Origin of the sequence: Rhizobium sp. S163 (genome assembly GCF_030380805.1) — a bacterium.
Lineage (GTDB): Bacteria > Pseudomonadota > Alphaproteobacteria > Rhizobiales > Rhizobiaceae > Rhizobium.
In genome coordinates this window covers 842658-862927 of sequence record NZ_JAUDSA010000018.1, presented here as the reverse complement: position 1 = coordinate 862927, position 20270 = coordinate 842658, and the positions used below count along the sequence as shown (strand labels likewise).

The window sequence follows — 20270 nt, the reverse complement described above, 5'->3', positions numbered from 1 at the left end:
TTTCGTTTACGTAGGAGAACCCTGATTCAGCGGCAATGTCCAGTCGGAATGGCTGGCGGATCAGCCGCGGTCGCCGAGCAGCATGCAATCGTAGGACCGCTTCTTCAGCGCGTCGCAGGCCGATGTCGCTGCGTCGCGGCTTTCAAAGCCGACGAAGCGGGCGCGGTAGACCTTGTTGGCGCCCTTGCCGACGGCTTCCGTATAGGGGTTGGCCGACTTCAGCGCGGCGCCGCCTTCGGACTTGGCCTGGGCGAGAAGCGCGCGGGCGGCTTCATCGCTCGGGGCAGCGGAGATCTGGATCGACCAGTCGCCGGTCGAGGCAACGGATGCGAGTGGCTTTGCGGAGCCGATTTTCGCCGACGGCGTTACGGCGTCGAGCGCCGACGGACGCTCCTGCGGAACCGTGTCGCTCAGATAGCCGAGCGCCTTGGGAGCAAGTTCGCTGCGGGCGATTTCGGGTGCTGCGACCGGGGCGACATCCTCGACGCGCGGTGCGGATGCGGGAACCGGCAGGTCGCTGGCATCGGCCGCAGAGGCAACTTCGACCGGCTCGCGCGAATTGACGCTGGCGACCAGGCGGGCGCCACCCGAGGAGGACGCGCGGCCCATGGCCTTGTCGAGCAGGGCCGCCATCTTGTCGTCGCGGCTTCGGGCGGTGCGGCCACCGAGGACCACGCCGACGACGCGGCGGTTGCCATCCTTGACGGCGCTGACAAGGTTGAAACCGGAGGCGTTGGTATAGCCGGTCTTGATGCCGTCCATGCCCTGGTAGCGGTACATCAGGTTGTTGTGACCGCGAATCTGGCGGCCGCGGAAATTGAAGCTCGCGGTCGAAAACAGGCGGTACTCGCGCGGATAATTCTTCATCAGGGCGACGGCGAGCGTCGACATATCGCGGGCGGTGGTGATCTGGCGACCATCCGGCAGGCCCGACGCGTTAACGAAGGTGGTGCGGCTCATGCCGAGCTGGCGCGCCTTCTGCGTCATCAGCCTGGCGAAGTTGCTTTCCGAGCCACCGAGCTTTTCGCCCATGGCGGCAGCGGCGTCGTTGGCCGACTTGGTGATCATGCCGAGGATCGCGTCGCGCACGGTGATCGACGTTCCTGCCTTGGCGCCGAGCTTGGTCGGCGGGCGGGAGGCCGCGTATTTCGACATGACGATCGGGGTATCCCAGTTCATCTTGCCGCGATTGATGGCCTCAAACGCCATGTAGATCGTCATCATCTTCGTGAGAGACGCGGGATGATTGAGGACATCGGCGTTTTCCGACGACAGAACCTTGCCGGTTCTCGCATCAAGGATGAGGGAGGCGCTGCCTGCCATAGCCGACAACGGCGCCGCAACGACCAACGTCGCGGTTATAATCGCGGCCAACAGCTTTCTCATGCACTTCCCCTCGATGAACAGCCGACCCTCGTCGCCCGAATTTTGTCCCGTTCTTAGACAGATGGACGCAATATGGCGCGACTTTGCGGCAACGTGGACCATTTTTGTCAAATTTTACCCTTTATGGTGAAAAAACCGTAAAACACGCCCTGCAATATTAGAATTCAGGCAAAGTCGGCATTCAGCAAGGCTTAACCTCGCGCTTGCTAGGGTCGCCCTCCTCACGACCCCGCAAACGGAGCGGAGATGATGAACGCCAGAACGCTGGCAAAGCGGATCGCGATAACCGGCGGGCTGGAGGTGGCCAACCTCCTGCGCTCGGTCGGGCTGATGCGCGGCGCACGCGGCATGGGCGCGATCTTCACGCTGCATCACGTTCGCCCCCACGAGCCGTCCGCCTTTTCGCCGAACGCACATCTGGAGATCACGCCGGACTTTCTCGACGCGGTGCTGACGCGGCTGAAGAGCGACGGCTACCGATTCGTGTCGCTTACTGATGTTCCCGATGCGCTCACCGAGCCCAAACCATCGCAGCCCTTCGCGGCCTTTACGCTCGACGACGGCTATCGCAACAATCTCGTCTACGCCATGCCGGTGTTCGAGCGGCATGAGGCGCCGTTCACGATCTTCGTGGCCAAGGGGCTGGTCGAGCGGACGCATACGATCTGGTGGGAGACGCTGACGGCGCTCTTGCGGCGCGAGGACAGGCTGAGCTTCGATTTCGGCGCTGGCGTCGAAACGATCGACACCGCGACACCCGCTGATAAGCACCGCGCCTTTGCCCGCTTCGCACGTTATATTCATGCGAACGAGGAGACGGTGGCCGTAGAAGCCGTGGATGCGCTGGCGCGGTCGCATGGGATCGAGCCCGTTGAGATCGTCGACGATCTGGTGATGGGCGCGCCGGAGCTCAACCTCCTAGACGCTAGCCCGCTCGCCTCGCTCGGCGCCCACACCGTCAGCCACCGTGCCGTCGCGCGGCTTTCCGACGCCGAGGTTCGCGATGAGATGACGCACTCCCAGGACTATGTCGAGGTGATCAGCGGCCACCGGCCTGATGCATTTGCCTATCCTTATGGAACACGCGAGGCGGTGACGCAGCAGCAGGCGGCGATCGCTAGGGATCTCGGCTTTTCTTTGGCGGTGACCACGCAGCCCGGCGTGATCGGCCGGCAATCGCTCGAGCGCGCCACCTATCTGCCGCGCCTGTCGATCAACGGGCTCTATCAGAAGCCGCGCTATGTCTCCGGCCTTGCTTCGGGGATTCCGCTGAAGCTGATGGGCAACCGCGGCTGAGGATCAGCCCTCCCCGCCAGATTATCCACCGATCACTTTCTTTTGAGGCGGCGCGCCGTTTGCAGGTCACTCCGGCGCCCGGAGGCACGATCTTTTCAACCTAGGATGAAAATTCAAGCGAAGAGCGCCGTGGTTGCGCGGCGCTCGTTTTTGATGTGAGCGGCGGCGGGTTCGTGGCGCCCTTGCGCAAGCAATAGCGGGCGTCACCGAGGCGATGCTTACGGATACATCCGCACCTTGTCCCAGCCGCCCTCGGGCGTGCCACGGCGGAACTCGATGCGGTCGTGGAGCCGGAACTTCTGGTCTTTCCAGAACTCGATCGAGGTCGGCTTAATGCGGAAGCCGGACCAGTGCGGCGGGCGGGGGATCTCGCCGATGGCATAGCGCGCGGTGTATTCGGCGACGGCTTTCTCCAGCGCGAAGCGGCTTTCGAGCGGGCGCGACTGCTTGGAGGCCCAGGCGCCGATGCGGCTGCCGCGGGCGCGGGTCTTGTAATAGGCGTCGGCCTCTTCGTCGCTCACCACTTCAACCGGGCCGCGCAGCCGAACCTGGCGGCGCAGCGTCTTCCAGTGGAAGCACATGGCCGCTTTTTTCTGGCCGAGGACTTCGCGGCCTTTCTGACTTTCGAAATTCGTGTAGAACACAAATCCGTCTTGATCGAATCCCTTAAGGAGAACCATGCGGACATTGGGAAGGCCGTCTTCGTCGACCGTCGCAAGCGCCACCGCATTCGGGTCATTGATCTCGGAAGCTTCGGCTTCCTTCAGCCAATCCGCAAAGAGCTGGAACGGCTCGTTTTGCTCGGTGAAGTCACTGGTTGTTAACTCATTTTCCGACATATTAGCTCAAATGCCCCGGGTTTATTCGATAATTGCCCAGCCCAAAACCACTGGACAGGACACAGGGTGGAAGTCATAGCAAAGTCAGTTCGTCATACAAAGGGCCTCATGCGCCAATGCGCGGCCATCTGCGTTGTCGGAATGGCAGTGCTTTCCCTCTCCGGCTGCATGGCCGGCGGGCTTGATATGTTCAGCAGCAACAAGGTCGACCGTTCGGTGGCCACAGGCACCGTGCCGCAGCCGGCGCCGACGAGCGACAGCATCTCCGACGAAATGACCGTGGGCAATGCCGTGACTTCGGCCGACATCAATGGCCTGCAGGGACGCCCCCTTCCCTGGGCGAACGCTTCAACCGGCAGCGCCGGCGTGATCGACACGATCGTCGAAAACAACGACACCGGCCAGGTTTGCCGTCAGTTCAAGACGACGCGCCACTCCTATGTCGGCATCTCGAAATTCTACGGCAAGACCTGCCTCGTCGGCGGCGGCAACTGGCAGCTTCTGAGCTTCCAGCCAGAGAGCTGAGCGGCCCTTTCTCGCAGTCGTTAACGGCGGCGCCCGGCTTCGTTTCCAGATTTAGCAAAAGATAACCATTCCGCATGAAACCGTGGCGTGTCCTGACGCCAAATAAGGACTGATTAGCAAGTTTGCGGGACTGTGGTTCGCATATGTGCGCAGATTTTCTGCACGCGAAGCGAACTTCGGCGCACCAAATGAGTTTAATCGGGGCTGCGGCGTGCCGGACAGGGCACCTCGCATTTGGACACCGGGCGGTTTGGAACATGCGCGATCCTTATAAGATATTGGGCGTCAGGCGCGATGCGGGGCAGGACGAGATCAAGGCAGCTTGGCGCAACATGGCCAAGGTGGTGCACCCTGACCATAATCAGGGCGACCCGCTGGCCGGTGCGCGCTTCGCCGAGATCGGCCGCGCCTACGACACGCTGAAGGACCCGAAGAAGCGCAGCCTCTTCGACAGCGCGGCGCGGGCGGCCGAAGCCAAGCAGAACGAGAAACAGAACGAAAACACCATCATGGCGCAGCGCCAGGCGGCGCGCGAAGCCGCGATCCGCGCCAAGCAGGCGCAGGAAAACGCCGAGCGGGTGATGGAAGAGCTGGCGCGGGCAGCGGCGCAGAAGGCGGCCGCCGAGGCCGCCAAGCAGCCACAGCCGCAACAACAGCAGCAGGCCGGCGCCGCAGAACCCGCGGAAGAGATGATCGAGCGGATATTCGGCAACCAGGCCCGCGCGGCGAGCGGTGGCGGACGGGCGCGCGGTTTTGCTTCCGGCCGGGCCAAGCGGCCGGAGCCCGAAAGCGCCGAGGCCGACAAGCAAACAGATAAGGCTACCGAGAGCGCCAAGGCCGGCGACTTCGGCAAGATGGCGGACGACGAGCACGGCGCGGACGAGACCGCGGCGGCGAGCGCTGCCGTCCTGCAGCCGCTGAGCCTCCTCACCTCATTCGTTCGCCGCTTTACCGGCGGCGCAGCCCCCGCGCCCGAGAAGGCGCCGGATCAGCTGGCCATCGCAACTGTCACCATCGAGGATATCTTGAAGGGCGCCTGGGTGAACGTCGATCTCAGCGATGGCCGCGACGCCGGCTTCGCGCTGACGCCGGGTACCACCGAGGGCCATACGGTGCGCCTCAAGGGCCAGGGTCACAAGCTGACGGGCATGCAGCGCGGCGACGCGGTGGTCAACATTCACATCGCCCCACACGCCGACTTCACCGTCGACGGCTTCGACCTGCACACCGTGCTTCCCGTCACCATCGAAAACGCCGTGCTCGGCACCGACGCACGCATCGACGGACCAAACGGACCGCTCACGGTCACCGTGCCGGCATGGTCGGGATCGGACAAATCAATCCGCTTCGAAGGCCAGGGATTGCCCAAATCGGATGGCGGAAAGGGCGATCTGGTGGTCGAACTGCGCATTATCCTGTGGGAAAAGCCCGACGATAAGGTCACGGATTTGATGAGAATTATGAAGAACGGCCTGTTTTTGTGAATTTTGGGTGACATTAGCACCCTTTGTTACGTTCCCTAACAGTTGATGATTGCTAGCAATCTTGAACCGGCTGGCCGGCTATGCCATAGGCAGGATCGATCAATTTACCTAAGGGGCGAAACATGGCTCAGGCACAAGGCCTCATGTCAGGCAAGCGCGGCGTCATCATGGGCGTTGCCAACAATCGTTCGATTGCGTGGGGCATTGCCAAAGCTATTCATGCACAGGGCGGCGAGGTTGCCTTTACTTATCAGGGCGATGCGCTGAAAAAGCGGGTCGAGCCGCTGGCAGCTGAACTCGGCGGCATTCTTGCTGGACACTGTGATGTCAGCGATGAAGCATCGATCGACGAGGTTTTCGACAACATCGAGAAGACCTGGGGCAAGATCGACTTCATCGTGCATGCGATTGGCTTTTCGGACAAGGACGAGCTCACCGGCCGTTACGTCGACACCTCGGCGGACAATTTCGCCAAGACGATGCAGATCTCCGTCTATTCCTTTACCTCGGTCGCCCGTCGCGCCGAGAAGCTGATGACGGATGGCGGCTCGATGCTGACGCTGACCTATTACGGCGCCGAAAAGGTCATGCCGAACTACAACGTCATGGGCGTTGCCAAGGCAGCTCTTGAAGCCAGCGTGAAGTATCTCGCGGTCGATCTCGGACCGAAGAACATCCGCGTCAACGCGATCTCGGCCGGCCCGATCAAGACGCTTGCAGCGTCCGGCATTGGCGACTTCCGCTACATTCTCAAGTGGAACGAATACAACGCGCCGCTGCGCCGCACCGTCACCATCGAAGAAGTCGGCGATGTCGGCCTCTACATGCTGTCGGACCTGTCGCGCTCGGTCACCGGCGAAGTGCATCACGCCGACAGCGGTTATCATGTTATCGGCATGAAGGCTGTGGACGCGCCGGATATTTCCGTCATAAAAGACTGATCGTACTCTCTTATGAGTCATGCTCGCGGCCCCTCCTCGCGGAAGCGATAAGGGGCCGTTTGCAATATGGAGCCGATCATTGCTTATCTACGTCATTCGTCACGGCCAAACAGACTGGAACGCGGAACGTCGCCTGCAGGGGCAAAAGGACATCCCGCTCAATGCCATCGGTCGTGAGCAGGCGCGCCAGAACGGCATCAATCTCGCGGAAATCCTGAAAGTCGAAGGCATCGAATTCGATTTCATCGCGAGCCCGCTTGGCCGTACGCGGGCGACGATGGAAATCGCCCGCGAAGCAATGAACCTTCCTCCCAAGGACTACCGCACCGACGAGCGCCTGGTGGAAGTGTCGTTCGGTGACTGGGAAGGCTTTACGGTCAAGGAACTGAAGGCGACTGCCAAGGACCGCATCGTCGAGCGCAATCTCAACAAGTGGGATTTCATTCCGCCGGGTGCCGATGCCGAGAGCTACGAGATCATGTCGTGGCGGGTGGCGTCCTGGCTGAACGAGGTGGACCGGCCGACGGTCTGTGTCACGCATGGCGGCGTCATTCGCAGCCTGTTCAGGACGATTGCCAACGTGCCGAAGGATGAAGCGGCCGAGGGCGAAATTCCACAGGACCGGATTCTCAAGATCGAGACCGACACGAAGCAGATCGCCTGGATCTGAGCCTGCTTCGCGCCAGCCGAATTACTGTACGATATCGAGATCGTTGATGACGCGCTTTCCGTCGACTTCCGTATAGAAGACGATGACCTTCACGCCTGCCTTCAAGCCTTCGAAATTGAATTCTTCCGACGCCTGATAAGTCTTTCCGTCATCGAGCGTGAGGCTGAGATTGCTCATGTCGATGTTCTTGATCGTCGCTTCCACGTCCGCGCTCTCGGCAAAGCCGCTGATCGGCGACAGAAAACTCGCTGTGGCCAAAAGTGTAGCAACTACGAAGCGCATGACGGCATTCCTTCGAAAACACGACTCAAACATCCAATTGTGCATAGATAGCCTCCCGAATATGGCGAAATTTGCCCTGAACCGTGACCATTCCCGCCCAATTGATGAAGCGCATTTTAACAACAATCAAGAGGGTTCGTTAATACAGTCGTACACTTAAAACGTGTTCCCAATACTACCTGTAAGAAATCGTAAATTAACACCCGCTACTTACAGTCATAGGGAAACGGGGAGACTGGGGTTTTGCTATTCCGCAGGAAACATAACGAGGCAACGCGGAGTTCTTTGCGGAATACCCATATCTCGTTTCTGGTTTCCTGCCTGGTCGCCGTCGTCGTCATCATTGTCGGTTTCAGCCTGGATCGCGCCAATACGGCGACTAATCTTCGCGAATTGACGATCCGCACGGAAAACGAGACCAGCCTTATTCGCGCGCGCGTGACTGCCCAGATCAACATGGACATCACCATCGTGCGCGACCTCTCCAACATGGTCGCGATCAGCTCGAAGGTGAATGCCGAGGAGATGGAGCGGCAGATCAACTGGCTGCTCATCCAGAACCCGCATTTCGTGCATATCGCCGTTGCGCCCGATTTCATCGTGCAGTCTGTGTTTCCGCCGACGGAGGGCAAGGATCGGCTTGGTCACGACGTGCGCGAGTTCCTGATGGATCGCCAATCGGTGGCGCGCACCACCGGCAACCAGCAGGCGCGCTTCTATGGACCGATCCGCACACTCGACGGCAAGGACACATTCGCGATCTTTTTCCCCGTCTTCGTCAAAGAGAACGGCCAGCGCCGGGTCTGGGGCGCGGTCGAGGCAGTCATCGACGCCGACATGTTCTATGAGAACACCGGCCTGAAGCCGGCGCGCGACAGCGAGAACCGCGAAAAGTACCCGCATCTCGACCACCTCTCCATCGCGCTGCGCGATCTTGGAACGACGGGCGCCGCCGTCTCCCCGTTCTTCGGTTCGCCGGAAGTGCTTGGACAGCGGCCGCTGACGCGGAAGATCACATTCGCCGGCGGGCGCTGGGAGATCGCGGCGGCACCGAAGACCGGCTGGACCGCCCCTCCAGAGAATCAGCAGACGCTACGGTTCATCATTCTCGCCGCCGCCTGCCTCACCATCATTCCCGTTTTCTTCGCGACCCTTCTGCTCGGTGAGCGCAACAAGAACATCAGGCAGCTGGAAAAGCGCGAAGAGACGCTGCTGGAGCTGTCACAGCGTCTAAACCTGGCGCTAGAGACATCCAATATCGGCATCTGGGAACTGAGAAACGGCGGCCAGAGCCTGTTCTGGGATGGGCGCGCCGCCGCATTGCACGGCAAGCAAGCGATTGAGGGCAGCTACTCGCTCGACGACTGGCTGGAAACGATCGTTCCCGACGACCGCCGGGTGGCGAAGATCCACCTCTTGAAGGATGGCCGATCCGGATACTCCTACACGACGCAGTACCGGATCGAGCTTTCGGACGGCGGCACGCGTTATCTGCGATCGGTGGGCTCGGTTTACAACGACGCGGCCGGCACCATCCGCACGATCGGCATCGTCTGGGACGTGACCGCCGATGCGGTTGCGGCCGAGACGCTGCGCCGGGCGAAAGACAGCAGCGACATCAAGAACGCCGAGCTGGAGCTTGCGCTCGACGAACTCTCGCATCGAGAGGCCGAACTCGCCGAGCTCTCCGGCAAGCTCGATCTGGCGCTCGATTCCTATCAGTGCGGCATCTGGGAGGCCACGCTCGGCAAGGCCGGCTCCTTCTGGGATGACCGGATGCACGAGCTCTACGGGCTGGAGCCGCGCGCCGGCTTCATGGACGAGGAGACGTGGCTCTCCTGCGTGCTCAAGGAAGACCGTCCATTGGCGATCGAAAGCGCGCGGTACTTCAAGAAGGTCGGCGATACCCATACCGTCGTCTGTCGCGTGCCGACTGAGGACGGGACGATGCGCTATGTGCGCTCGACCGGAAAGGTGCACGCGACATCGAACGGCCAGCTGAAGATCATCGGCGTTGCCTTCGACATCACCGAAGACGCGCTGATGACGGCGGAGCTGAAGGCGGCAAAGGACGAGGCGATCGGCAAGAACATCGAGCTCGAACTCGCCAACAACCGCATCGAGCACAATTCGCTACACGATCCGCTGACCGGGCTCGCCAACCGCCGCAAGCTCGACAAGGCGCTGGAGCAGCTGACCGACGCCGGCCAACACGCCAGGCAGAAGTTCGCGATCCTGCACATCGACCTCGACCGCTTCAAGGAGATCAACGACACGCTAGGCCACGCGGCGGGCGATGCCATGCTCGTCCATGCCTCTCGCGTGCTCTCGCGCAGCATTCGCCCGAGCGACATCGTGGCGCGCATCGGCGGCGACGAATTCGTCATCCTGGCGCTCAATGCCAATGACGCCGAGATGTCGGCGCTTTCGGGCCGGATCGTCGAGGAGATGCGCCAGCCCATCGACTTCCAGGGTTTTGCCTGCCGCTGCGGCGTATCGATCGGGATTGCGCTGGCGAGCGGCATGCGCGTCGATGCCCGCAAGGTGCTGATCAACGCCGACATCGCGCTCTACCGAGCGAAAAGCCAGGGCCGCAACCGCTTCCAGTTCTTCAATCACAATCTGCAGGCCGACATCATCAACAACAAGCGGCTGGCCGACGAGATCCTCTCGGGCATCGAAAACGGCGAGTTCACCACCTGGTACCAGCCGCAATTCAGCGCCCGAACCATGCAGCTGACCGGCGTCGAGGCGCTGGTGCGCTGGCAGCATCCGTCCCGGGGTCTGCTGACGCCCGACAAGTTCCTGAAGATCGCCGAGGAGATCAATGTCGTGCAGACGCTCGACCGCATCGTTCTCGAAACGGCGCTGAAGGACAAGATGCGGTGGGCGGCGCTTGGCGTTTCCGTTCCCAAGGTCTCGGTCAACGTGTCTGCCCGGCGCCTACATGACGATGCGCTGGCCGATTCGCTGCGCATGCTGCAGATCAGGCCGGGCGAGATTTCGTTCGAGCTGGTGGAATCGATCTTCCTTGACGAGAGCGAGGACGTCGCCGCCGAGAACCTCGACAAGATCAAGGCGCTCGGCATCGACATCGAGATCGACGATTTCGGCACGGGCCACACCTCGATCGTCAGCCTTCTCAAGCTGAAGCCGAAGCGGCTGAAGATCGACCGGCAGCTGGTGCAGCCGATCATCACCTCGGCGCAGGAGCGTGCGCTGGTGCGCTCGATCATCGACATCGCCCGCTCGCTCGGCGTCGAGACCGTGGCCGAGGGCGTCGAGACTGTCGCGCATGCCAGCCTGCTTCTCGAACTCGGCTGCGATCTGCTGCAGGGCTACGCCTTCTCGCGCCCCCTCTCCTTCGACGATTTCACCGAAGCGGCCACCCATACGGCCTGGCGCATCGCTTCGTAGTATGGCTTTGCGCGGTTGTTCTCGGATTTGAGGAAACACCGTTTCCCAATGGAGACGGTTTGGCGCAAAGAAAGCCTTTTGCCCTCTCGGCTTTTGGCCTATGAGTGTCGCGCCTTTTTAGAGAATGGCGCGGCCCGGGGACGCCCGGCGGCGCGATCCGGTCGGAGCATATGTCACACAATACATTCGGTCACCTCTTCCGCGTAACCACCTGGGGCGAAAGCCACGGACCGGCGCTTGGCTGCGTCGTCGACGGCTGCCCTCCCGGCCTGCGTTTCAAGCTTGCAGACCTGCAGGTGTGGCTCGACAAGCGCAAGCCCGGTCAGTCGCGCTTCGTGACGCAGCGCCGCGAGGATGACCTCGTCAAGGTGCTCTCGGGCGTGATGTTCGATGCCGACGGCGAGACGATGATCTCGACCGGCACGCCGATCTCGATGCTGATCGAGAATACCGACCAGCGCTCGAAGGATTACGGCGAGATCGCCCGCCAGTACCGGCCGGGCCATGCCGATTACACCTATGATCTGAAATACGGCATTCGCGACTATCGCGGCGGCGGGCGCTCTTCGGCGCGCGAGACGGCGGCGCGCGTTGCGGCCGGCGGTATCGCGCGGCTGGTCGTTCCCGGCGTTCGCGTGCGCGGCGCGCTGGTGCAGATCGGCAAGCACAAGATCAACCGCGACAACTGGGACTGGGAACAGGTCGACCAGAACCCGTTCTTCGCGCCGGATCCCGAGATCGTTCCCGTTTGGGAAGAATATCTCGACGGTATCCGCAAGAAGGGCTCGTCGATCGGGGCGGTGGTCGAGGTCGTCGCCGATGGTGTTCCGGCCGGTTTGGGCGCGCCGATCTATGGCAAGCTCGACCAGGATATCGCCTCGCTTCTGATGTCGATCAACGCCGTCAAGGGCGTGGAGATCGGCAACGGCTTCGAGGCGGCGGAAATCACCGGTGAAGAAAACGCCGACGAAATGCGCATGGGCAATGACGGCCAGCCGATCTTCCTGTCCAATCATGCCGGCGGCATCCTCGGCGGCATTTCGACCGGGCAGCCTGTCATCGCCCGCTTCGCGATCAAGCCGACCTCGTCGATCCTGACCGAGCGCCAGTCGATCGATGCCGACGGCAAGAATGTCGATATCCGCACCAAGGGCCGCCATGACCCCTGCGTCGGCATCCGCGCCGTGCCGATCGGCGAGGCGATGATCGCCTGCGCGATTGCTGATCACTACCTTCGAGACCGCGGCCAGACCGGCCGGCTGAAATAGGAACGTTCCCATGCCTTACGATCAGAAGCGCGTCGTAGACGCTATCCGGGCCTTCGAGGCCGGCGAAATCGTTGTCGTCGTCGATGACGACGGCCGCGAGAACGAAGGCGATCTTATCGTTGCCGCTGTTCACTGTACGCCGGAAAAGATGGCCTTCATCGTGCGCCACACCTCGGGCATCGTCTGCACACCGATGCCGAAGGAAGAGGCCAAGCGCCTCGGCCTCAACGCCATGGTCGCGGAAAACGATAGCGCGCATACGACGGCCTTCACCGTCACCGTCGACTTCAAGCACGGCACGACGACGGGCATCTCCGCCGACGACCGCACGCTGACGGTGCGCAATCTCGCCAACCCGAATGTCGGCGCTTCCGACTTCGTGCGCCCCGGCCACATCTTCCCGCTGGTCGCCCGCGAGGGTGGCGTTCTGATGCGCTCCGGCCATACGGAAGCCGCCGTCGACCTCTGCAAGCTCGCCGGCCTGCCGCCGATCGGCGTGATCTGCGAACTGGTCAACGACACCGGCAGCGTGATGCGTGGTCCGCAGGTCTCGAGCTTTGCCGAAGAAAACGGCCTGAAGCTCGTTTCCGTCGCCGACCTCATCGCCTATCGCCAGCGCAAAGAAACGTTGATCCAGCTGCAGGCGAGCTTCGATGTCGAAACGCCGTTCGGCAAGGCCAAGGCGCACAGCTACTCGCTGCCCTGGGATCCGATGCAGCACCTCGCCGTCGTCTTCGGCGATATCCGCGATGGTATCGACATTCCAGTGCGCCTGCACACCGAAAGCGTCGTGGACGACCTGTTCGGCAAGCGCTCGGTCGATCACTACATGAAGAAGATCGCCGAGAAGGGTCGCGGCGTCATCGTCTATCTGCGCGAAGGTTCTGTTGGCGTCGGTCACCAGGACAATGGCCGCAAGGCTCTGGGCCAGGGCCGCGAAGCCCATGCGGAAGCGCAGAACCGTGAAAGCGAGTGGCTGGAAATCGGTCTCGGCGCGCAGATCCTGAAGGATCTCGGCGTCACCTCGATCAAGCTCTTGACCCGCAGCGAGCGCCACTATGTCGGCCTCGAAGGCTTCGGCATCAAGATCGCTGAGACAGAGATCGGCTAAGGCCGGTGAGATGATCAACCGGCGGGTAACGCCCGCCGGTTTCGCCCTTCGTCAGGCGGCGATGCGCTTGAAGCGCGTCCGGACGTTCTGCATGTAATATTTGCCCGGCGATTCAGACGTCACCATGGCGATGACATGGGCTTCGGCCACGCCTTCGAACATGCGCTCCTCGCCATTGTTCAGGCAGACACGCAATCTGCCGTCTTCCTGGCTGAAATAGACCGCATCTATCAGGGCGGACTTGACCGTGACGGGCTTCATCCGCGCACGCTGTTCGCTCAACGAAACGATCGAACCTGTCGCCGCGGCGCGGGCGTCGCGACGGTTACGCATCAGTGCTCTGACCCTGCGGGCGAGGCTGTTCCATGCCGTCCATGCGGCGTATCTGATCGCTCGTGTTTTCATGCTGTAATCGTACGAGCGCGGTCCTTAAGAAGTTCGCGAAGAAGCATGGTAAACCCCCGTCAAGATTAACAGGCGGTAATCATCTAAAATACGAACTATCTCAACAATGACAATCGCTTAGCCGCGCCAACCTTCCAGCATCTCGACCCGCTCGACGCCAGCGAAACGGGCGACACGATCAAGCTCTGCTGCGAGCTTTTCAAGGCGGCCGGCGGAGGGTTTTACGCCCGGCTCCAGCCACAGGCGCTTGACGTCGAGCGAGCCCTTTTTCCGGTCCGCCTTCATGTCGATGCGGCCGATCAGGCGATCGCCTTCCAAGAGCGGAAAGACGTAATAGCCGTACTCCCGCTTCGGCTCGGGCACGAAGATCTCGATGCGATAGAAGAAGCCGAAGAGGCGTTCTGTGCGGTTGCGGTCGCGGATCATCGGATCGAAGGGGCTGAGCACCCGGATGCGCGGTGGTGCCGCGGGATAGTCATCGAGCGTATCGAGGAAATCCGTAAACGCCCATGACGGGCGCGGTTTGCCGCCCAATGCCGGCTCGATCAGGATCTCGGTCAGTTCATCGCGATGGGCAGTAACCCAGCCCTTCGCCTCATCCGGCGAGACCAGCGCCCAGAAGGCCGCGATCTCGCCATGGGTGGCAAAGCCCAGCCTCGTCAGCGCGCTGCGGCAGGCCCACTCCACGAATTCCTCGCGGCTGACCTCCGGCTCATGGAACTCGGCCGGGATGACGCGCTCGACCAGGTCATAGACCTTCTGGAAATTCGAGCGGCCTGAAATGGCGAACTTGCCGGTGCGCCAGAAATATTCGAGCGCCGTCTTGTTGGGATGCCAGTTCCACCAGCCGCCGGAGACGTGACCATCGGCCTTGATCTCGCGCGCCATGATGGCGCCGTCGCGGCTCACCCGCTCATAGGTCTCGTCGAAGGCATCCTCGAAGCCCTCGCCGCGCCATTTGCGCCAGCGATCCACCAGAACCTCCTCCTCCCGCCGGAACTTGTGCTTCCAGTAGCGGAAGTAGCTGCTCGGCAGGATGGAGGCGTCGTGCGTCCAGTGCTCGAACAGCGCGCCGTCCTTTTCGAGCAGCGCCGTCAGGTGCTCGCGCTTGTAGGTCTGGTTGCGCGAGAAGAGGATCTGGTGATGGGCGCGCTCCACCCACTGGATGCTGTCGATCTGCACGAAGCCGAGATCGTGGATCAGCTGCAGCAGGCCGGGTTTGGTGAGCACGCGGTTGGGCGGGGCACTGAGGCCCTGCTTGGCCAGAAAGATGCGGCGGGCGTCGGCATTGGAGATCAGCTTCGTCATGGCAGCGATGATAATCCGGAAAATGTTCCTAAAGCACGCCTCGCGATCTTTCAGATTCGCTCGTTGCGCTTTAGGCCTTTGTTCTACCGCATGTCGTTATCGCAAAACCGCTTCACACTTTTGCGCGACATGCTCTGGCCACCCGAATATGGCGGGTTCGGGCGAGGATGCAATGGCCTTCCGGCCGCCCACGTTTTGATCTTCCCTCCGGCCGCATTCGTTTATAGAACGGCGCTTCACCTCAGGGGGACGCAGTGAATATCCGTTTCGAAAGCGCCGGTGTCAGCTATGGATCGCGGACTGCGCTGCAGCCGCTGACGCTTGAACTCACCGAGAAGCGCATCGCCATCATCGGGCTGAACGGCTCCGGCAAGACGACCTTCGCAAGGCTGATCAACGGCCTGACCAAGCCGTCCACGGGGCGGGTCATCGTCAACGGTCGCGACACATCGGACGAGAAGGCAGCGCTCGGCGATGTCGGCTTCATTTTCCAATCGCCGCAGAACCAGATCATCCTGCCTGTCGTACGCGACGATATCGCCTTTGGGCTGAAGAGCCGCGGGCTTGCAAAGGCCGCGATCGAGGCCAGGGTGGCCGAGGTGCTCGACCGCTTCAACGCCGGGCATTTGGCCGAGCGGCGTGCGCACGAGCTTTCCGGCGGCGAACTGCAGATGGCGGCGCTCTGCTCGGTGCTCGCTACCGGCCCCGACATTCTCATTCTCGACGAGCCGACCAACCAGCTCGACCTGCGCAACCGCGGCCTCGTGCAGGGGCTGATCGAGAGCCTGCACGAAAGCGCCATCGTCATCACCCACGATCTGGAACTGATCGCCGATTATCCGCGGGTGCTGGTGTTTCACCAGGGCCAACTGGCGGCCGATGCGCCGGCCGCCGAGGCGATCGCCCGTTACCGGGAGCTCGCGGCCTGATGCAATCGCTTTACGTCGAGGGCAATAGCCGGCTGCACCTGATCTCGGCGCGGGTGAAGCTCATCGTGCTCGCCGTGCTCGGCGTCGCGCTATTCGCCACCGCCAACATCGCGCTGCTGGTCGTGGCCGTCGTCGCTACGGGCGCGGTCTATTTCGGCATCGGCATGCCGGTTCGTGCAGCCCTTGCGCGCTTGAAGCCGATCCTTCTCACCATTCTGATCGTCGCCGTCTTCAGCCTCGCCTTCAATCCATGGCACGGCGCGGTGGTGGCGCTGCTTCGGCTGACGGCGCTGATGCTGTTTGCCGCGAGTGTGACCGCGACAACCACGATCGCCGCCTTCATGGACGAGATCACGCTTGCCGCCCGGCCGCTGGAGCGACTGGGGCTGGTGCGGGCCGACGATGTCGGGCTTGCCGTCGGGCTGGTGGTGCGCTTCGTGCCCGAAATTATCGGCCGCTACCACGCGATTGCCGAGGCGCACCATGCGCGCGGGCTGAAGGTGCGGCCGGCGACCGTGCTGGTGCCGCTGATCATCCTGACGCTGAAGGATGCTGATAACATCGCGGCTGCGATTGACGCGCGCGGTATTCGGCGGCATGTGAATTAGCACCTATTGAACCACGGAGCCATCATGAGCACCCGAGACCTCGTTCTGTCCGCCCTGTTTGCCGCCATCATCGTCGCGCTCGGCATCCTGCCGCCGATCACGCTCGGCTTCATTCCGGTGCCGATCACGGCGCAGTCGCTCGGCGTGATGATGGCCGGCGTGGTGCTCGGCGCCCGGCGCGGCACGGTGGCGGTGTTGATCGTGCTGGTGCTTGTCGCCATCGGCCTGCCGGTTCTTTCCGGCGGACGCGGCGGGCTCGCGGCGTTTGTAGCGCCCACCACGGGCTTCCTGATCGGCTGGGTCGTCGCCGCCTTCACGACCGGCTATATCAGCGAGCGGCTGGTGAAGCACGGCCAGGCGGCCGGGATGCAGCTGACCGGCTTCTTCTTCGCGGCCATGATGGGCGGGATCGTCGTGCTCTATGCCTTCGGCATCGTCTATCTCGCCTTTGCCGCTCAGATCGGCCTCAAGGCGGCGTTCACCGGCTCGATGGCATTCATTCCCGGCGACGTGATCAAGGCCTTCGTGGCGGCACTGGTCGGCCGCGCGGTCATGGCCGGCTATCCGCTGCTGCCCGTTAAAGGCTAAGCCAGAACCTAGTTCATGAAACCGTAGAGCCAGTCCCGCGTCACCTCAGGCAGCGGGACCGGTGCCTTGTCCTCGCGCGTCTGCGCCTGCCAGACAATCTCGACCTCGGCGGCGCGCTCTTCGCCTGTGTCCACCGCAATGATGAAGCCAACGGAGCGCACGCCGATCTTGTCGACGGCGGTGGTAAACAGCACCATTTCGTCATAGCGCAGCGGACGGTGCAGGATGCAGGTGATCTTGCTCGCCACGTAAAGAGGCTCGTCCGCCAGTTCCGGGCGCTCGGACCAGAATTTCGCCAGCGCGGATTCGGCATAGGAGATGTAGGAGCCGAGGAACATCTGGCCGTTCATATCCACATCGCGAAACGGCACGTGGATCTGCACAATGTTGGAGCGCATCGCAGCGTTCATCGATTTCCCCCAGTCTCAGCCTTTGCTACCACGCAATTCCGGACGCAAAACCGCGCTGCACTTTTGCTGGAATTGCTTTAGTCCCCCAAGAATAATCTCCTGCTAATATTATGTAAATGAACGCGAAAGGCGTATGACAGCGCACGATTGTTGAAATCGCGAGCCCCTACCCCATCTGCTGTGGAACATGACGAGGCAGGCAGATAGAGTGATTTAGAGCCTTTCCTGGTTAGCTTGAAGCATTCTGCCGGAGCAGGTTTTCGTCAGGGCAAAGGCGATTGGCGAAGGGCATACCCCGGGTACGGTCGAGCCGATCGCCTTTGATCCTGGCGGAAAGATGCCCGGCCCTTCGGGTTGGCTGAAACGGGCCGCCTGATCGTCCGGCCGGCTTGGCCGTATGCTTGGGCTACGACGCGCGCCGGCCGGACGACCATTCGACTCCGTTTGAGCCAACAGAATGCTTCAATCTAACCAGGAAAGGCTCTTATGAGCACCCGCCTTTACGAACATCCGATCTTTCTGGAACACATCACGCCCGAGGGCCACCCCGAGCGATCCGACCGGCTGCGGGCGCTGAACGTGGCGCTGGGGCACCCGCATTTCGACCGGCTGGATCGCCAGCAGGCACCGCAGGCATCGGAAGATGCCGTGCTTCTGGCGCATCCGGAAGAGCATCTCTTCGCCGTGATGCGGCAGGTGCCGGAGGAAGAAGGCGAGATCAACCAGCTCGAGGCCGACACCTATGCCAGCCCGAAGAGCCTGCAGGCCGCGCTGACCGGGATCGGCGGCGCGATGGCGGCGGTCGACGACGTCTTCACCGGCAAGGCGGACAATGTCTTCGTAGCCTCGCGGCCACCCGGCCACCACGCCGAGAAATCCAAGGCGATGGGCTTCTGCTTCTTCAACAACGCCGCCATCGCCGCACGCCACGCCCAGCGCAGGCATGGCGCCGAACGCGTGGCGATCGTCGATTGGGACGTGCACCACGGCAACGGCACGCAGGACATCTTCTGGGACGATCCGTCCATTTTGTTCTGCTCGACGCATCAGATGCCGCTCTATCCCGGCAGCGGCGCCAAGAACGAAACCGGCGCGCACGACACGATCGTCAACGCACCGCTTTCGCCCAATGTCGGCAGCGAGCATTTCCGCGAGGCGTTCAAATCCCGCGTGCTGCCGGCGCTGAACGATTTCCGCCCCGACCTGATCATCATCTCGGCCGGCTTCGACGCGCATCACCGCGACCCGCTGGCGCAGATCAACCTTGTCGGCGAGGACTTCGACTGGGCGACCGGACGGCTGCTCGAAGTGGCCGACAAAAGTGCCGGCAACCGGGTCGTCAGCCTTCTGGAAGGCGGCTATGATCTCGAGGGCCTAGCCGAATCGGCAGGCTTGCATGTTTTGAGAATGATGAAGGGTTGAGTATGACCGACAACGCCAAGCCGGAGGTTTCCGGCCTCTCTTTCGAAAAGGCGGTCGCCGAACTCGAAAGCATCGTCGCCCGGCTGGAACGCGGCGACGTGGCGCTGGACGAGTCCATCGAAATCTACGAGCGCGGCGAAGCGCTGAAGAAGCATTGCGAGACGCTGCTTTCGGCGGCTGAAAACCGGATTGAGAAGATCAGGCTCGACCGCGCGGGCAAGCCGCAGGGCGTGGAGCCTTTGGACGGGGCTTGAGGGACGACGCTTCAGAGCGGCGCGCATAGGACGGCGGTGCCTTCCAGATAATCTCGACGCGCATCCAACTCTCCGCCCTCATCCCTGTGCTCGTCACAGGGATCCAGCGCGATCAAGTCCTTGATCGCAATAGAGTCTCTTCGCCGCGCAGACGCGCGCCGGCTGGATTCCTGTGACAAGCACAGGAATGAGGGAGGTGAAGGCGGTGCCCGAATAAATGGCTCAGGCGCCTTTAGTCGCGGTCAGTGCTCTCTCCACAAATACACCTCTTGGCCAGCGGCCAAATGGCGGTCTATCATCCTCGAAACACCAGAGAGGACGAGACGGCATGACGAACAGATTGAAGGGCAAGATCGCGATTATCTCGGGCGGGGCGACCGGCATGGGCGGAGCGGCGTCGAAGCTGTTTGCGGCCGAGGGCGCGAAGGTCGCGATCATCGATCGCAATGGCGAGGCGGCGGCTGAGACCGTGAAGGATATCCGGGCCGCCGGTGGCGAGGCTGATTTCTGGACGGCCGATGTTTCTGACGAGACGGCGGTGAATACAGCCGTAGCGGACATCGAGGCGCGCTATGGCGCGGTGACCGTGCTCTTCAACCATGCCGGCACGATCGTCATCAAGCCGTTCCTCGAAACCACACTGGAGGAATGGGACTGGCTGCATGCCGTCAACGTGCGCTCGATGTTCCTGATGACCAAGGCGGTGTTGCCGAAGATGATTGCGGCCGGCGGCGGGTCGATCGTCTGCACCTCTTCGATCTCGGCTGTGGCGGCGACGCCGATGGAAGTGCTCTACGACACGACCAAGGGGGCGGTGCATATGTTCGCGCGGGCGATCGCCGTCGAGTTCCGCGACCGCAACATCCGCTGCAACGCGGTCTGCCCCGGCTTCATCCGCACGCCGCACGGCCTGCGCGAAGTGGCCGACCTGCAGAAACTCGGCGTCGATGTCTCCGACGCTGCGATTGCGGCGCAGCAGGGGCGGATCGGAGAGCCGGAGGATGTGGCGCGGGCGGCACTTTATCTCGCCAGCGATGAATCGAGCTTCGTCAACGGCGCGCATCTGTTCGTCGATAACGGGTTTACGGCGATGTGATCGACGCGGGCGGCTTGGCCGGTTGTGGCGG

General features: G+C 62.2%; 20 protein-coding genes. 14 read left to right on the top strand and 6 right to left on the bottom strand.

The features are described 5' to 3' along the window. Positions 1-60: 60 nt before the first annotated feature. On the bottom strand, positions 61-1386 hold the full coding sequence (locus QTL96_RS19795; protein ID WP_113008749.1) for a D-alanyl-D-alanine carboxypeptidase: 1326 nt from the start codon (positions 1384-1386) through the stop codon (positions 61-63). Positions 1387-1632: 246 nt separating this feature from the next. On the opposite strand from QTL96_RS19795, the gene QTL96_RS19790 reads away from it, so the two are divergent. Then, positions 1633-2682 (top strand): polysaccharide deacetylase family protein, encoded by a 1050-nt coding sequence (locus QTL96_RS19790; protein ID WP_289728850.1) that lies wholly within the window; start codon positions 1633-1635, stop codon positions 2680-2682. A gap of 218 nt (positions 2683-2900) precedes the next feature. Here QTL96_RS19790 and pdxH read toward each other — a convergent pair whose 3' ends face one another. After that, on the bottom strand, positions 2901-3521 hold the full coding sequence (pdxH, locus tag QTL96_RS19785; protein ID WP_113238491.1) for a pyridoxamine 5'-phosphate oxidase: 621 nt from the start codon (positions 3519-3521) through the stop codon (positions 2901-2903). Between the two features lie 66 nt (positions 3522-3587). Between pdxH and QTL96_RS19780 the strand changes: the two genes are divergently transcribed. From QTL96_RS19780 to QTL96_RS19765, 4 genes are all read left to right on the top strand, one after another. Further along, the gene (locus tag QTL96_RS19780; RefSeq protein WP_026283645.1) at positions 3588-4046 is read left to right on the top strand and encodes an RT0821/Lpp0805 family surface protein; all 459 of its coding nucleotides are present in this window, start codon (positions 3588-3590) and stop codon (positions 4044-4046) included. Between the two features lie 257 nt (positions 4047-4303). Beyond that, the gene (locus QTL96_RS19775) at positions 4304-5530 is read left to right on the top strand and encodes a DnaJ C-terminal domain-containing protein (protein ID WP_289728849.1); all 1227 of its coding nucleotides are present in this window, start codon (positions 4304-4306) and stop codon (positions 5528-5530) included. A 122-nt stretch (positions 5531-5652) separates the two neighbouring features. Then, complete coding sequence (fabI, locus tag QTL96_RS19770) at positions 5653-6471, top strand: enoyl-ACP reductase FabI (protein WP_026283646.1); 819 nt, start codon at positions 5653-5655, stop codon at positions 6469-6471. A 79-nt stretch (positions 6472-6550) separates the two neighbouring features. Then, entirely contained in the window at positions 6551-7141 is a 591-nt protein-coding gene (locus QTL96_RS19765) for a histidine phosphatase family protein (protein ID WP_018902045.1), read from the top strand. Between the two features lie 21 nt (positions 7142-7162). Here the strand turns inward: QTL96_RS19765 and QTL96_RS19760 are convergent, their stop codons facing one another. Beyond that, complete coding sequence (locus tag QTL96_RS19760; protein WP_018902046.1) at positions 7163-7423, bottom strand: DUF1344 domain-containing protein; 261 nt, start codon at positions 7421-7423, stop codon at positions 7163-7165. A 285-nt stretch (positions 7424-7708) separates the two neighbouring features. On the opposite strand from QTL96_RS19760, the gene QTL96_RS19755 reads away from it, so the two are divergent. The 3 genes from QTL96_RS19755 (at position 7709) to ribB (ending at position 13219) form a co-directional block, all read left to right on the top strand. Continuing rightward, positions 7709-10840 carry an EAL domain-containing protein gene (locus tag QTL96_RS19755; RefSeq protein ID WP_289728848.1) on the top strand — a complete coding sequence of 1044 codons (3132 nt, stop codon included), beginning with the start codon at positions 7709-7711 and terminating at the stop codon, positions 10838-10840. A 170-nt stretch (positions 10841-11010) separates the two neighbouring features. Beyond that, positions 11011-12108, top strand: coding sequence for a chorismate synthase (gene aroC / locus QTL96_RS19750; RefSeq protein WP_289728847.1), 1098 nt, complete (start codon positions 11011-11013; stop codon positions 12106-12108). 10 nt (positions 12109-12118) lie between these two features. After that, positions 12119-13219, top strand: coding sequence for a 3,4-dihydroxy-2-butanone-4-phosphate synthase (gene ribB, locus QTL96_RS19745; protein WP_209232859.1), 1101 nt, complete (start codon positions 12119-12121; stop codon positions 13217-13219). Between the two features lie 51 nt (positions 13220-13270). On the opposite strand, the gene QTL96_RS19740 is transcribed toward ribB, so the two are convergent. After that, positions 13271-13624 (bottom strand): KTSC domain-containing protein, encoded by a 354-nt coding sequence (locus QTL96_RS19740; protein WP_081620002.1) that lies wholly within the window; start codon positions 13622-13624, stop codon positions 13271-13273. A 117-nt stretch (positions 13625-13741) separates the two neighbouring features. Beyond that, positions 13742-14932 (bottom strand): winged helix-turn-helix domain-containing protein, encoded by a 1191-nt coding sequence (locus QTL96_RS19735; RefSeq protein WP_289728846.1) that lies wholly within the window; start codon positions 14930-14932, stop codon positions 13742-13744. Between the two features lie 254 nt (positions 14933-15186). On the opposite strand from QTL96_RS19735, the gene QTL96_RS19730 reads away from it, so the two are divergent. From QTL96_RS19730 to QTL96_RS19720, 3 genes are read left to right on the top strand one after another with little or no spacing between them, the layout of a single operon-like run. Then, positions 15187-15861 (top strand): ABC transporter ATP-binding protein, encoded by a 675-nt coding sequence (locus tag QTL96_RS19730; protein WP_289728845.1) that lies wholly within the window; start codon positions 15187-15189, stop codon positions 15859-15861. Next, the gene (locus tag QTL96_RS19725) at positions 15861-16469 is read left to right on the top strand and encodes an energy-coupling factor transporter transmembrane protein EcfT (RefSeq protein WP_289728844.1); all 609 of its coding nucleotides are present in this window, start codon (positions 15861-15863) and stop codon (positions 16467-16469) included. The genes QTL96_RS19730 and QTL96_RS19725 overlap by 1 nt, the downstream gene beginning before the upstream one ends. A 24-nt stretch (positions 16470-16493) precedes the next feature. Continuing rightward, positions 16494-17057 carry a biotin transporter BioY gene (locus tag QTL96_RS19720; RefSeq protein ID WP_289728843.1) on the top strand — a complete coding sequence of 188 codons (564 nt, stop codon included), beginning with the start codon at positions 16494-16496 and terminating at the stop codon, positions 17055-17057. Between the two features lie 8 nt (positions 17058-17065). Here the strand turns inward: QTL96_RS19720 and QTL96_RS19715 are convergent, their stop codons facing one another. Next, positions 17066-17467: a thioesterase family protein gene (locus QTL96_RS19715; protein ID WP_289728842.1), complete on the bottom strand. Its 402-nt coding sequence runs from the start codon at positions 17465-17467 to the stop codon at positions 17066-17068. A gap of 486 nt (positions 17468-17953) precedes the next feature. Here QTL96_RS19715 and QTL96_RS19710 point away from each other — a divergent pair, with 486 nt between their 5' ends. The 3 genes from QTL96_RS19710 (at position 17954) to QTL96_RS19700 (ending at position 20239) form a co-directional block, all read left to right on the top strand. Further along, positions 17954-18889, top strand: coding sequence for a histone deacetylase family protein (locus QTL96_RS19710; protein ID WP_289728841.1), 936 nt, complete (start codon positions 17954-17956; stop codon positions 18887-18889). Between the two features lie 2 nt (positions 18890-18891). Then, complete coding sequence (locus QTL96_RS19705) at positions 18892-19143, top strand: exodeoxyribonuclease VII small subunit (RefSeq protein WP_047507965.1); 252 nt, start codon at positions 18892-18894, stop codon at positions 19141-19143. Between the two features lie 328 nt (positions 19144-19471). Then, positions 19472-20239 (top strand): SDR family oxidoreductase, encoded by a 768-nt coding sequence (locus QTL96_RS19700; protein WP_289728840.1) that lies wholly within the window; start codon positions 19472-19474, stop codon positions 20237-20239. Positions 20240-20270: the final 31 nt, after the last annotated feature.

Bases quoted from the DNA above. Each gene is read 5' to 3' on its own strand.
- QTL96_RS19795 (WP_113008749.1), bottom strand. From the start codon at position 1,386: ATGAGAAAGCTGTTGGCCGCGATTATAACCGCGACGTTGGTCGTTGCG.
- QTL96_RS19790 (WP_289728850.1), top strand. From the start codon at position 1,633: ATGATGAACGCCAGAACGCTGGCAAAGCGGATCGCGATAACCGGCGGG.
- pdxH (WP_113238491.1), bottom strand. From the start codon at position 3,521: ATGTCGGAAAATGAGTTAACAACCAGTGACTTCACCGAGCAAAACGAG.
- QTL96_RS19775 (WP_289728849.1), top strand. From the start codon at position 4,304: ATGCGCGATCCTTATAAGATATTGGGCGTCAGGCGCGATGCGGGGCAG.
- fabI (WP_026283646.1), top strand. From the start codon at position 5,653: ATGGCTCAGGCACAAGGCCTCATGTCAGGCAAGCGCGGCGTCATCATG.
- QTL96_RS19760 (WP_018902046.1), bottom strand. From the start codon at position 7,423: ATGCGCTTCGTAGTTGCTACACTTTTGGCCACAGCGAGTTTTCTGTCG.
- aroC (WP_289728847.1), top strand. From the start codon at position 11,011: ATGTCACACAATACATTCGGTCACCTCTTCCGCGTAACCACCTGGGGC.
- ribB (WP_209232859.1), top strand. From the start codon at position 12,119: ATGCCTTACGATCAGAAGCGCGTCGTAGACGCTATCCGGGCCTTCGAG.
- QTL96_RS19740 (WP_081620002.1), bottom strand. From the start codon at position 13,624: ATGAAAACACGAGCGATCAGATACGCCGCATGGACGGCATGGAACAGC.
- QTL96_RS19735 (WP_289728846.1), bottom strand. From the start codon at position 14,932: ATGACGAAGCTGATCTCCAATGCCGACGCCCGCCGCATCTTTCTGGCC.
- QTL96_RS19725 (WP_289728844.1), top strand. From the start codon at position 15,861: ATGCAATCGCTTTACGTCGAGGGCAATAGCCGGCTGCACCTGATCTCG.
- QTL96_RS19720 (WP_289728843.1), top strand. From the start codon at position 16,494: ATGAGCACCCGAGACCTCGTTCTGTCCGCCCTGTTTGCCGCCATCATC.
- QTL96_RS19715 (WP_289728842.1), bottom strand. From the start codon at position 17,467: ATGAACGCTGCGATGCGCTCCAACATTGTGCAGATCCACGTGCCGTTT.
- QTL96_RS19710 (WP_289728841.1), top strand. From the start codon at position 17,954: ATGAGCACCCGCCTTTACGAACATCCGATCTTTCTGGAACACATCACG.
- QTL96_RS19705 (WP_047507965.1), top strand. From the start codon at position 18,892: ATGACCGACAACGCCAAGCCGGAGGTTTCCGGCCTCTCTTTCGAAAAG.
- QTL96_RS19700 (WP_289728840.1), top strand. From the start codon at position 19,472: ATGACGAACAGATTGAAGGGCAAGATCGCGATTATCTCGGGCGGGGCG.